13 protein-coding genes and 1 pseudogene are annotated in these 12,874 nt (G+C 43.6%); 5 read left to right on the top strand and 9 right to left on the bottom strand.

Annotation, left to right across the window (positions count from 1 at the left end):
• Positions 1-95: 95 nt before the first annotated feature.
• Positions 96-317: pseudogene (locus ACIFSR_RS11085) on the top strand (YiaA/YiaB family inner membrane protein); the annotation flags it as partial.
• Positions 318-377: 60 nt separating this feature from the next.
• Positions 378-575 (top strand): YiaA/YiaB family inner membrane protein, encoded by a 198-nt coding sequence (locus ACIFSR_RS11080; protein WP_256711064.1) that lies wholly within the window; start codon positions 378-380, stop codon positions 573-575.
• Between the two features lie 66 nt (positions 576-641).
• On the opposite strand, the gene ACIFSR_RS11075 is transcribed toward ACIFSR_RS11080, so the two are convergent.
• The 8 genes from ACIFSR_RS11075 to ACIFSR_RS11040 all read right to left on the bottom strand — a co-directional run bounded on the left by ACIFSR_RS11075 (position 642) and on the right by ACIFSR_RS11040 (position 10,866).
• The gene (locus ACIFSR_RS11075; protein ID WP_339207482.1) at positions 642-2,099 is read right to left on the bottom strand and encodes an ABC transporter substrate-binding protein; all 1,458 of its coding nucleotides are present in this window, start codon (positions 2,097-2,099) and stop codon (positions 642-644) included.
• A 111-nt stretch (positions 2,100-2,210) separates the two neighbouring features.
• Entirely contained in the window at positions 2,211-3,083 is an 873-nt protein-coding gene (locus tag ACIFSR_RS11070; RefSeq protein ID WP_430057820.1) for a carbohydrate ABC transporter permease, read from the bottom strand.
• Positions 3,083-4,003, bottom strand: coding sequence for a carbohydrate ABC transporter permease (locus ACIFSR_RS11065; protein ID WP_430057399.1), 921 nt, complete (start codon positions 4,001-4,003; stop codon positions 3,083-3,085). Before ACIFSR_RS11065 ends, ACIFSR_RS11070 begins: the two co-directional genes overlap by 1 nt.
• A 106-nt stretch (positions 4,004-4,109) precedes the next feature.
• Positions 4,110-5,447: a response regulator transcription factor gene (locus ACIFSR_RS11060; protein WP_430057397.1), complete on the bottom strand. Its 1,338-nt coding sequence runs from the start codon at positions 5,445-5,447 to the stop codon at positions 4,110-4,112.
• 30 nt (positions 5,448-5,477) lie between these two features.
• Positions 5,478-7,280, bottom strand: a complete 1,803-nt coding sequence (locus ACIFSR_RS11055) for a sensor histidine kinase (RefSeq protein ID WP_430057395.1) — start codon at positions 7,278-7,280, stop codon at positions 5,478-5,480.
• A 175-nt stretch (positions 7,281-7,455) separates the two neighbouring features.
• Positions 7,456-8,472 (bottom strand): HD-GYP domain-containing protein, encoded by a 1,017-nt coding sequence (locus ACIFSR_RS11050; RefSeq protein WP_076271007.1) that lies wholly within the window; start codon positions 8,470-8,472, stop codon positions 7,456-7,458.
• A 227-nt stretch (positions 8,473-8,699) separates the two neighbouring features.
• Positions 8,700-10,616, bottom strand: a complete 1,917-nt coding sequence (gene abc-f, locus ACIFSR_RS11045; protein ID WP_430057393.1) for a ribosomal protection-like ABC-F family protein — start codon at positions 10,614-10,616, stop codon at positions 8,700-8,702.
• Positions 10,617-10,722: 106 nt separating this feature from the next.
• Positions 10,723-10,866, bottom strand: a complete 144-nt coding sequence (locus ACIFSR_RS11040; protein WP_179089924.1) for a hypothetical protein — start codon at positions 10,864-10,866, stop codon at positions 10,723-10,725.
• 138 nt (positions 10,867-11,004) lie between these two features.
• Here ACIFSR_RS11040 and ACIFSR_RS11035 point away from each other — a divergent pair, with 138 nt between their 5' ends.
• Positions 11,005-11,424 (top strand): NUDIX hydrolase, encoded by a 420-nt coding sequence (locus ACIFSR_RS11035; RefSeq protein WP_430057391.1) that lies wholly within the window; start codon positions 11,005-11,007, stop codon positions 11,422-11,424.
• Between the two features lie 40 nt (positions 11,425-11,464).
• The gene (locus ACIFSR_RS11030; RefSeq protein ID WP_430057390.1) at positions 11,465-11,623 is read left to right on the top strand and encodes a hypothetical protein; all 159 of its coding nucleotides are present in this window, start codon (positions 11,465-11,467) and stop codon (positions 11,621-11,623) included.
• A gap of 23 nt (positions 11,624-11,646) precedes the next feature.
• Here the strand turns inward: ACIFSR_RS11030 and ACIFSR_RS11025 are convergent, their stop codons facing one another.
• Complete coding sequence (locus ACIFSR_RS11025; protein ID WP_076271004.1) at positions 11,647-12,117, bottom strand: GNAT family N-acetyltransferase; 471 nt, start codon at positions 12,115-12,117, stop codon at positions 11,647-11,649.
• Positions 12,118-12,230: 113 nt separating this feature from the next.
• Between ACIFSR_RS11025 and ACIFSR_RS11020 the strand changes: the two genes are divergently transcribed.
• Positions 12,231-12,767, top strand: coding sequence for a superoxide dismutase family protein (locus ACIFSR_RS11020; RefSeq protein ID WP_076271003.1), 537 nt, complete (start codon positions 12,231-12,233; stop codon positions 12,765-12,767).
• Positions 12,768-12,874: the final 107 nt, after the last annotated feature.

The raw sequence follows: 12,874 nt of genomic DNA, 5'->3' as shown, positions 1-12,874 counted from the left end.
AGTTGGTACTTTTACGTTTTGGAATATGATGTAAACTAAAGACATGAACAACAAATCGACTCGGGAGGCTTACTCAAATGGAAAAAATGGAAACGATGCAAGTACGCAAACCAGCAAATTTTTATCGCCGCCGCAATACCCCAACATATACCTTCATGGCTTGGGCAGCTTTTCTTATAGCATGTGGCTTCGAATTCATCGGTATTTACACGCTTAAACAGCCAATGTCTGTGCAAGGGTATTACGCTGTAACCGGCATACTTTTAATTATCACTTCATTTCTTCTGCAGAAGGTTGCGCGCGACAATGACGAGGATAAGTTTCTCAAAGACTACAACCCGGGCTACAGAAGCCGCAATACACCCGCTTTTTCGTTCATGGCTTGGGCTGGCTTTATCATTGCTATTCTCGCTCAATATATAGGTATTTACACGCTAGAGGAGCCGCTTTATGTCAAGGGCTACTACGCGATTGCCGGTGCTTTCTTAATCGTTTCTTGCCTCGTTTTGCAAAAGACCATTCGAGATAATGAAGAAGACAGCGTGCATACGAAAACAGAAGATTTAGAAAGCTAGAAAATAATAAAAAGCCTCCCCTTTAAAGATGAATTGGGGAGGCTTTCTTTCGATCAATCCGTTTAGCTATTCGACTTTAATAGAATCAAAAAACTTCTCTTGCACGACCTTGGCAGACTTGTCGAGCAAGCCTTGAAGATCTGAACCTTTTTTGGAGAAAACCTCTTGCAGCACATTCGTTACTTCGCCGTAGTAATCCTGCGTGTTGTATTGCGCTTCAGGTTTGCCGTCAAGCAAAGAATCGGATTCAGCGTTATATTTGTAGACGTTATCGTATTTATCAAATATAGCCTGTGCTTTTTGACCATATTCCGATGAAGGGCTGTAGTAGTTCATTTGCGGCGGAATATAGTATTTGCCTTCTGTTTGGCGTTTTTGGATATCGGTTTCAAGTGACTCTAGACCTTTATCGGTAAAGTAATCGAATGTAATATAGCGGAAAGCAATTTCTTGTTCGTCCTTCGTTGCATTTGGATTGATCACGAGGTAATCGCCGCCAAGCACGCCTGTATGTTTGCCGCCTTTCTCCGCAGCCGGCATCGGGAATGTCAGTACATCCTCTGGCTTCAAGCCGCCTTGGTTGAGCGCTTGCTCAAGTACACCCTCAGCTCCTGCTATAACCATAGCCGTACGGCTTTGTCCGAAAGCGCCGACAGCATCGCCCCATCCAAGTGCCCAGTCCTGCGGAATTGCGTTTGCTTCCCATCTAAGCTTGTTGTAAAACTCTAGCGCCTTCAAGCCTGCCGCAGAATTAAAGGCTGCTGTTACTTTGCCGTCAGCGATCGTCTGAACATCGCCGCCTGCCTCAAACAAGAAGTTGGTCCAGTTCCAGCCTGCTTCTGTACCTTTGCCCATCGGCGCAATACCCGCAATGCCTTTCTTCGGATCAGCTACTGCTTTCGCAGTGTTGTACATATCGTCCCATGTCCAGTCATACGATGGAATCGGTACACCTTTCTCGTCAAGCAGCTTCTTGTTTACAACCGTAGTTGTAACATAGGCTTTCTGGGATACCCCGAACACCTTGCCGTCAATGATAAATTGGCTTTGCAGCACGGGATTGATTTGATCCTTGAATGGATAACTGTCCCACAGCTCCGTAATATCGGCTACCCAGCCGCGCTCTTGCAAAAACTTAGCTTCTGTAGCCCAAGTGTTGAAAAATGTCGGCGCTTCGTTTGCTGCCATTTTGATGCCGATTTCGCTTGGGTTGTAGTGCCAGTCGCTTTTTACGATTTCCACGTTAGGATAAACCTCGTTAAAACGTTTGATTTTGTCATCTTCCAGCTTGCGGTTCTCAACCTGATCCGGCAATGGATAATAAATGCTGATCGTAATTTTTTTGTCTTTAATATCTTCCTTCGGAGGGTCTGTTTCCTTGCTGCCTGCATTGTTTGTCGCTGCATTCGTTGGTTTATCGGTTTCTTTTGGATCGTTGGTCTCCTTGCTGCCACCGCTGCAAGCTGCAAGAATTGAGCATATCATGACCAAACAAATCAACACTGCCACGTTTTTCTTTAGCATCGATATTCCCCTTCACCATTCGTATTTTCACTACATCCTCATCATAAAGGAGACGTTTTCATTTGGGCGAGGTGTATTCTTATTCCGATCATGTGTATGTCTACGAACTGCTTATCCCTTAACCCCGCCAAGATGAAGTCCGCGCATAATGAACTTTTGGAACACCAGAAACACGAGAATCGGCGGCAGCATCACCATCGTAAGGATCGCGAAACGAATGTTCAGATTGAGCCTTTGCGCACTGATGACGTATTTATATACGGCTGTCGCAAGCGGATATTTCTTATCGCTGTGCATCACAAGCGAAGGCCAGAACCAATCGTTCCATGCCGTTGAGAAAACAAATATTGCGAGCGTGGAGAAAATAGGAATGGAAAGCGGAATCGCGATAAGGCTGAAACATTTCCAGTCTGACGCACCGTCGATTCGAGCCGCTTCAATCATTTCATGATGGATACCATCGAAGAAATTTTTAAGCAGCAGCAGATAGAATGCACTCGCACTGGCTGGCAGCCAGAAAGCCGCATACGTATTAAGCAAACCAAGATCCTTCAGATTAAGAAAGTTCGGAATGATATAAGTGCTCGGCGGTATGAAAAGTGTAATCATGAAAAAAAAGTAGATTCCCTTCTGATACGGAACATTAAGCTTGGATAGGCTAAAGGCCGCTAAACCAAGCACGACGATGGTCATAATCATGTTGCCGCCAAAAATCATAAGCGTGTTTTTCAAAAACTGCGGCAGATTAATAAAATTCCAGCCTGTTCGGTAGTTGTCGAAATGCCACTCCGATGGCAAAAAGTGCGGCGGAAACGAGTTCACTTCGGTGTTTGCTTTCAAACCGTTAAATAATGCAGTTGCAATGGGATACAGCATCGAGGCAACCATTGCAATAATGACAAGGATAATAAGCAGAAAACCTACCTTGTTTTTATTTCTGCGCAAATCGTGACTGGATAATATCCCTCTGTCTAAGCTCTTCATCACTTGTCCACCCCCCTGTTGTTCAGCCTGAATTGTAAAAGTGCCAAACCGCCAAGGACGACGAACATAAGTACACCCAGCGCAGAAGCTACCCCGTAATCAAGCTTCGTAAATGCATATTTGACGATAAACAGCGAGTAAGTGAGCGTTGCTTTGTTCGGACCGCCGTCAAGCAAGGCCAGCTGAGATTGGAAGCCTTGCGTCGTTGCAATCAACTGCAAAAGGAACAGAAGCAGAATCAAGCCGCGAATCGACGGAAGCGTAATATGCCAGATACGGCGGAATATGCCTGCGCCATCAATTTCTGCTGCCTCATACCAGTCCCGCGGGATACTAAGAACAGCAGCCAAATAAATGAGCATGCCTGAACCGAACTGCTGCCATGTTTCCATGACGACAAGCGAAATCATAGACCAGCTTTTATTCGTTAGGAATGCTATTTGGTCAAGTCCCGCTTCCGTCAGCAATCCGTTAATTGGACCTACCGGATCATAGAACCATCTCCATAAGCCGTATAACACAACAGCAGGCACGACGTTCGGCAAATATGCCGCCACGCGAACGAAGCCTTGAAAGCGACGCAGCTCTGATATCGCGATTGCAAACAGAATAGGAACCCAAAAGCCGATAACCATACATAAAAACATGTAGTACAGCGTATTTTTCACACCAATCCATACATCAGGATCGTTAAAAATCGTCTTGTAGTTATCAAACCCCACGAACGTATTTCCCTTTACAAAATCGATCGTATAGAAGCTGTAAATAATGCCTTTCGTTATCGGCACCCACAAAAATAAAATAAAAATGATAGCTGCGGGCAGCAGAAACAAATAGCCCGAAATATGTCTTTTCCACCTGCCAGCCTTCCTCTGCACCTTGCTATCGAGCGGCTCGCCTACTACAACGGATTGTTCCATCTGAGTTTCCCTCATTTCTTTTCTATTGCTCTATACCATTCTAGAAGCAAGGCGGCTAACTGGTAATGTGCAAATCTAAGACAATGATAGCTATTTTTACTTCATCTTATTTCTTGTCGTCCTTCTTAAGCTCGCTTGGGCTCATCCCATAATATTTTTTAAATATTTTGCTAAAATGCTCCGGAGATTCGTAGCCGACGCGCTCCGAAATCTCGTATCTTCGCAAATCGGTAAACAAAATAAGCTTCCGACTCTCCTCCATTCGAAGCTTTATTACATACTCCCATAAGTTATAGCCTGTATCCTTCTTGAACAAATAGCTTAAGTAATTCGGGCTGACATGATTTTTTTGGGCGACCTCATGCAGCGTCAGTCCCTTTTGAGCAAAGTTGCGATCGATATATGCCTTCGACTTCTCTACAATGAGGCTATTTTGTTCGCTTAGCTCTTCGGCAGTAGGGTCCTGCGTATAAGTGCTCCAATTAAAATCACCGTAATAAAAAACATAATGATCACGATGCTCACGGTTCCACAAGATCGCTTTGCGCGCTTGTTCGCTGAGCATGCCTACGAAACCAATACCTCGCACAATTTGACTAATGCCTATGACACAGTGCAGCCCGATAAATTTATGAATGTTGTAATGGAGGCTGCGCCCGATCATATCCAATTGATTAATTTTGTTGACACTAGCTTCTCCAAACTCGTTCTCGTCCCATTGAATTAGTACACTAATCTCCTGATTGGGGGAATAGAAGGCCACATGATTCCATTCCTTATCAAGCAGCTCGTTCGCAATGTTCAATGCAGCATATTGCAGCAGCAGTGCATCCCTACTTTGGATCTGCCGATCCTTATCCGATAAATTCAGGCGCAGCTTAATGACCGCATAATAAGGCCCGTTCAGCTTGATTGCGTAGCGCTCATACAGCTTCTTCGCTATTTCCTCGGGTGTCTCCTCGGAGCTTGACAGCAGCTGATTAAACAGCTCCGTTCGCTTCGGGAGCGGCTCCTCCATATGGAAATGCTCTTGCAGCTTGGATAAGAACTGATCCTCCGTTGCCGCAGGCTTATTCATTTTGAGCAGCACATTTCGGACGGAATCCAGAAATTGATCGTTATTAAGCGGTTTAATCATATAGTCCTTTGCACCGAGTCGAATCGCCATTTGAGCATATTGAAAGGTTTCATAAGCGGAAATGATGATCGTCTGAACCCAAGGCTTCAGCAGCTTAGCCTGATGCATTAGCTCAATTCCATTCATCGAACCCATTTGAATATCTGTGATCAGCAGGTCAATTTCTTCAATTCTCAAATAATCGAGCGCTTCATATCCACTGTGTGCCATATAAACATTTGCTAAACTAATGCCGGAAGCAGACAATAAACTGCATAAACCCTCACATATTAAAGGCTCGTCATCTACGATCAATATATTGTACATTTATCTTCCTCCCCGTCTGCATTCCAATGCTCACTTTGTCTCATCATAGCTCGTTGGCAAAATAATCGTCACCGTCGTGCCGCCGTTGTCCCCGCGCTTGTAGCTCATTCCATATCCATTGCCAAAATGAAGCTGAATTCGTTGTTGAATGTTACGAATCCCATAACCTAAACTATGATCCGACTTGTCATTGCTTAACAAACGCTCAATTGAGGCATAATCAACTTCCTTATGTCCGTTGTCCTCCACCTTGATCGTAACCCGCTCGCCCTCAACTACGGCCGAAATTTGGATTTCGCCATCCTCGCCCATAAATTTAACGCCATGGATAATCGCATTTTCGATAAGCGGCTGCAGCGATATTTTCGGAATCATCATCATTCTTGCTGCATCGGAAATGTTCCAGTGCACTTGAAACTCATATTTGTATCGCTTCTGCTGCAAGCTGACATAAGCGGATGCATGCTCAAGCTCCTCATCCAGCGGAATGAGCTCTCTCCCTCTGCTTAGGCCAATTTTCATCAGCTTCGATAAGTCCTTAATCATTTCTGCCGATTCCGTATTGCCTTCAAGCGAGCTCTTCCAGTAAATACTCTCAAGCGTGTTGTACAGTAGATGTGGATTAATTTGCTGGTAAAGCAACTGAAGCTGCGACTCCTTCTGCTTGATATCCATATGGTATTTATAATGAATAAGCACATTCAGCCTGCGGGCCATGTCATACAAAGCGGCAAAGAGTACGCCGACCTCGTCATTCCGGCCTTTTCCCGGCGTCTCCGGCACTAGCCTGCCTGGCTCATAGGTGCGAACAAATTGCGCCAGCTTCTGAAGCGGTGTCATAAGCGAGCGCCAGAAATAAACAACAACGACGCAGCCGAACAATATATAAGCAATAGAAATGAGCTGGATGACATGCTTGAGCTCGCTTTGCTGCTTTAATAACGAGCTGATCGGAATTTGATAGACAAGTTTATTGTTCAAGTTGCGGTTATAATTAACCACATAGATGTAATCAGAGGTCATGACATCAAAAGTGCCCACCGCTTCCATCCCATCCTTAATCTCTGTTGCAGGCGGCAGTACATACGTCTTCCCCATCAGACTTGAATCAGTCGCTGCGAGCACGCGGTTCGACCAATCCATAAACATGATCTTGCCGTCTGGCAATGAAACGGATTTCAGCGATTCGCTAATTTTCATATCCATCTTTGTTGCGACCAAAACGCCAATGATACCGTTTCCAATAGATACATTGCTAACGGCACGAATATAAGCAAGCGTGCTGATCTGCGACAACCCTACATTTGAATCAATAATTTCCATGTAACCTTTGCTCTTATAACTGACCGCATCATCGTACCAGCTTGGCTTCTCTGCATCGGAGAAAAAATAAACCCCGGTTTGAGTCAACTGACGCTTCGGTGCAAAAAAATAGTAATCATTCGGGTCATAAATATACAGCGAATAATATACGGCTTCTCCTCCATTAAGAGGAATCGAATTACTCGCAAGCAGCTTGTCGACCTTATCGTATTTCCGTACTCTCTCAATAACCGTCTCAGCCCCAGTAGGGACAAGCTGCTGCGTAATTGGATTTTGAATAATCGTCGTCGTTATTTTGCTGATCGTATCCATGTCACGATTAATGACGGTATCGTTTTGTTTAATGAGCTCCACATATGCGCTCGTCACATGGTTTTTGAGCAAATGCTCTGCTTTCATATTGCCGTACCAATGCAGTAGAAAAATCGGACTCACCATCACGAGAAACAAAAGTATCAATTGCTGCTTTATGTTCAATTTTGTCAAAGGATTGCTAAGACCCGATCGCATGCAGGCACCTCCGGTTAATAATTGTACTATAGCAAAAAAAACAGCCAAACAGAGTGGCTAGATCTACCCTTTTCAAAAAGGGCAATGGAGCAAAATCGTAGAAATACACATACTTCATACAAAAAAATGCTGCTAGTCAACAGATGTTGGTTAGCAGCACTTAGGATGGTATATTTTAAGCGATAATAGATTTGATATGTATATTTCTCTCCTGGCTTAAATCCAAGAAATAATCTGCCAGCTTGATAAGAGGCGTCTCAATATTGTGCGGATTGATGTACACGACCTCGCCTTCTCGGCCATCCGTCAGAAGCACTTGTTTGCCGACTAATCGCTTCATCAGGTTTTCAATAAATACCGAGATAATTTGCGGGTTAAGAACGCCAAACTTCCCATCTGTCATCTGATTAACAATTTCATGAAAGGATAATGGCTCGTGATAAGGACGCTTGGAGGACATCGCATGAAAAATATCCGCAACTGCTACGATAGAGCTGAATAAATCGATATTTTCCTTTTTCAGTCCGAGTGGATAGCCGTTCCCGTCCTCGCGTTCATGATGCTGAAGCGCAACACGGGCGATTCGGAGGCTTAAGCCCGTCGTACCCTTGAGCAGCTCATAACCGTAAATGGTGTGCTTCTTAATTAATTGGAATTCAACCTCATTCAGCTTGCCCGGCTTGTTTAAAACCTCTAGCGGAAGCTTTACTTTGCCAACATCATGCAGGGTAGCAGCAAGTGACAAAATCGAAAGCTCTGAATTGTCCAGATTCATCCATCTTCCGATAAGCGTCGATATGACGCCCACACCTACGTTATGCTCATATACATAATCATCCTTGGCTTTCACCGCTTCGAATAATTCGAAAATATCCTGATTTTTGGATAGCTGCAAAATAGCTGGCAGCACCTCATTGCGAATCTCCATTAACGGGACCTTACGTGATACTAATATCGATTCAAAGAGCTCTTTAGAGATATTAACCGTTTGCTGAACAAGCTCACCAATTTGAATGCTTGATTGCTGAATCGGCTTATCCTCATAAGCTAGGGCAATCGATGATAAATCTATCCGATGGTTTATTAATATTTGTATTGATTCACGAGTCAGAACAGAGTCAGCAGGTACAATCGTAACGCCATAAGCGTTCAAAATATCATATTTCATTTTTTTTCCGATCAACTGTTCCATGACTTCACTCCCTCGGACTTGACGTTTCCAACTTTTAGTTTACCATATCTTATTTAGGAAGGGTCTATTAAAATTAGAAAGATGAGAATATATAGAAAAAGCCAACGGATTAGAAAGACTAATCGGTTGGCTTTTTCAGAATCAAGTCCTGTACAGCTATCTTAAAATCCAGCATAAAACATTAAATATTGATCTGTATTCGCTTTAGTTGAGCAGCATTTTATGAATTATAGTTCCAACCATACTTCCATTAGCTGATCCAGCTGCTTTTGCCGTTCCTCCTGCATATTCCAAATGGATTCAAGCGCAGCTGGATCACCCATTGTCGCGATTTGCTCCATTTCCATATTGCCCTCCAGCAGACTTGCTTCAAGCCTCGCAATCTCTTGTTCCAGCTGCTCCTTCGTACGCTCCACTCTTCCACCATGTTTCGGCTTTGAATAGTTAGCTAATTGCTTCGGATCTCGCACAACATGCTCCGTTTTAATGGTAACAATGTTCTCGTTCGTTTTATAAGGCTTCCGCTTTGACTTAAAGTCATCGTAATTGCCCAAGTAAGTGTGAATGGCTCCCTCATTAAGCTCCCAAACTCGTTTAGCCAGCCGATTGATAAAATACCGATCATGCGAGATTGCCAGCACCGTTCCATCATAGTTTTCCAAAGCTTCCTCCAGCGCCTCGCGGGAGCTGACATCAAGATGATTCGTTGGCTCATCCAGCAGCAATAAATTCGGTTTTTTGCGAATAAGCAGCGCGAGGCGAAGGCGTGACCATTCCCCGCCTGACAGCAAATGAAGTGGTTTAAATACATCCGTTCCATAAAACAAATAGCTAGCCAGTATATTCCTTGCCTCGCCTTCCTCTAAACCGCCCTCCGTTTTAAAAAATTCAAGTACGCTGAGCTGCTTATCGTCAACCTTCTCTTCTTGAGCCAAATAGCCGATATGAAGGCGAGCTCCAAGGACTAGCTGTCCATCATCTGGCTGAAGCTCGCCAAGCAGCATCTTAAACAACGTCGTTTTGCCTGAGCCATTGTCCCCAACCAGCACAACCTTCTCACCATAGAACAAGCTGCCCTCTGCTTTTTCCAAAATAACCCGATCACCGAATTGTTTAGTTACATTCTCAAAGGTAATTGCCTTACGACCAGAGCGATCAAGCGCTGTAAGCTCGAAATCAGCGGTCTTCGGATCAAGAACCGGTCGTTTAATCATTTCCAGCTTTTCCAAAGCTTTGCACATGGAAGCGGCGCGTTTAAAAAACTTCTCATTGTCGCCGATACGCCCCCATTCCTCCAAGCGCTTAATCGTTTCCTTCATCTTCTTTATCTGCTTCTGCTGCTCTTGAAAATTTGCAAACTGTTGCAAGAGAAGCTCCTCTTTCTCCTTCACATATCCGCTATAGTTTGTAAGAAAGGTTTGTGCTGTACCGTCCTCAAGCTCGATTATTTTGGAGCACACCTCATCAAGAAAATAACGATCATGCGATACGATGACACATGCGCCATCATATTGCTGAATAAATTGCTCCAGCCACTCCATCCCCCGCAAATCCAGATGGTTCGTAGGTTCATCAAGCAGCAGCAAAGCCGGTCGGACAATCAACTGGGAGGCAAGTGCAATTCGCGTTTTCTCACCGCCGGACAGGCTACCAAAGCCTCGTGAATAAACAGCTCGATCGATACGCAAACCCGTTGCGACCTGCTCAATTGCCGTATCCATCTCATAACCGCCGCTTCTCTCGAATCTTTCCTGAGCCAGCGAGTATGTTTTCAGCAAACGCTCCAAAGCAGCTGAATCAGCAAGCATTTGCGGACTCGACATCTCTATTTCCATCTGCGTCATCTGATGCTTGCACGCCATTAAGTCTTGATAGCCATAAGCCAAAACTTCATAAACGGTCAGCTTATCAAATTCGGCAGGTGTCTGCGGCAAATATCCGATTGCCAGCTCCTTCTGTACTGTAAGCATTCCCTCATCTACCTGATCATGACCTGAAATTAGGCGAAGCAATGTCGATTTTCCGCTTCCGTTGCGGCCAATCAACCCGATCTTCTCGCCTGCTTGTATTTGCAGCGTAAGTCCATCAAATATCAGATTTGCAGCGTGGTATTTCTTTATTTCCTGTATATTAACAATAATCATGTGAAGAGCCTCCTGTTAGATGAAGACCCTGACTCTCAAACACAACAAAAAAAGAGCCGCAGCAACAAGCCTGCGACCCTTCGGATGGTAAAGCTATCCGTAGTGGTTAAAGTAGGCGTCTTCTCGCGAATGGTTTAATCGTATGAGCATAATTGGACAGACCTCTCCCGTTCGCGGAAAATGTATGAACAATGCCAGCCATAGCAATCGGCAGCTGGCTAATACGGTTATTGACCATTTCGTGATTCACCTACTTCACCTCCCTTTCATTCATTCTTTTTAAAATAACATAAGGGCAAGTGTTATTGCAATAGCCAAACCAAATTTTGTATTTACAAGGAGTAAGCGCACTTGATGTCGAAGATGACATTGTGAAGGAGGCTTATATATGGATAGATTTACACATCTTGGGGTGTACGGCGTCTTGAAGAAAGACGATAAAGTATTGCTCATTAAAAAAGGCAGAGGGCCGCATACAGGGAAGTGGGATTTCCCAGGAGGGTCGATTGAATTTGGAGAAGAGCCTTATCAAACACTCATTAGAGAGTTTGAAGAAGAGACAGGAATTACAGCGTTAACTGGCACCATCAAAACGACAATGTCATATACGCTGATCTGGCCATTTAAAGCGGATAAATTAGAAGAGATGCACCATATCGGCATTATTTATGATGTAAAACTAGTAGATGATACATTTAATTTAAGAACGGATGGCGATGGTCAAGACTCGTTAGGCGCAAAGTGGATTCCTATGTGTGATTTAATAGATATGCCCATAACTCCGTTTGTAAAAAATATATTTGGCTAGCCGTACATTCCTTATTCTTAAACGGAAAGGGGGTATTCAAGTGGAGCTTTATTTTAAAGACAACTTCTTTAATGCTGGTGAAACAACGATTATGGATGCAAATGGAGCCTCTGCTGGAAGTATAGACTATGAGCTTATTGCAGTTGTGATGGGTGTTCATAGCATTCAGAACGAAGCGACAAACACAGCGGCTACATAGTATTCTTCTTCGTATGAGTATTTTTAAAGCTTTTTGATCATTTTAAAATTGTTTAATTTCACACCTCTCCGTTCCACGACTTGTGACTCAACTTCCCGGTATTCATGACGTTCAAAAAATGGTTTTGCTGTTATGCTCGCATCTGTTTTTATCTCATTTACCCCTAGTCGACCAGCTTCAGCTTCAAGTTTTTTCAATAGGGCTGAAGCTACGCCTCTTCTCTGATAATCCTTATGGACATACATTCGATCCAGTTCCCCTCCATAGGTTATGTCAGCAAATCCTACAATTTGACCGCTGTTCTCAGCGATAAAAGTAATATTTCGAACCATGGATTCCTTCCAAGCTTCGATTTTTTGGTCTGTCTCATCTTGTGGAGCCCAAGCGTTAAGCTGATCTTGTGAATAATGTTGTTTGTTTACTTCATGCACCGTTTCATAGAATAAGGAAACAACCTCACTAATATCCTCTTTAAGGAACCTTCTAATATTCATACTCATTCCTCCAGCTGGATTTTTTATGTATAAAAGTAATCGTTTTGCACACTATAAGCATATTGCCGTTTTCTATGCGGCCAAAACAAAAACATGATGAATGGGAGAATACGATGAGAAAAATATCTATGTTAGTCTGTTTGCTATTCCTGACCCAAACATTTGGAATTGTATTAGCACATCCAAATCCAAATGCTGAACCTGCTGGAGTACTTGTCACTATAATTAACAGCGAAGGCCAACATATTGGATCAGCTCAGCTCACCCAAAAAGCTGACAAAGTATATTTGCACATTGAAGCGGAGAAGCTTGCTCCAGGCAAGCATGGTATTCACTTTCACAGCGTGGGCAAATGCGATACTCCTGATTTCAAAACAGCTGAAGCTCATTTCAATCCAGTGAATAAGCAGCATGGCTTTAACAATCCAAAAGGCTACCATAACGGTGACCTCCCCAATATTACGGTAGATGCCGATGGCAAAGTGAAGGCTGATATCGTAAGCAGCGATGTGACGCTCTTGAAAGGCAAACCAAATTCCTTATTAAAGGACGGCGGCACATCCATTATCATCCATGAAAAAGAAGATGATTATGTTACCGATCCATCCGGAAATTCTGGTAATCGTATCGCTTGCGGAGTTATCCAATAAGCTAGCGTGAAAAACGAGAGGCTGTCACAAGGAAATAACCTTGTAGCAGCCTTTTTTTGATTTCGATATTTATTTGTTATAAGCCCTGTAGAAAACTAAAAATAACT

The organism is Paenibacillus sp. NRS-1760, assembly GCF_050467785.1.
GTDB lineage: Bacteria > Bacillota > Bacilli > Paenibacillales > Paenibacillaceae > Pristimantibacillus.
The sequence above is the reverse complement of the archived record's forward strand: the minus strand, read 5'-3'. Positions and strand labels throughout refer to the sequence as shown.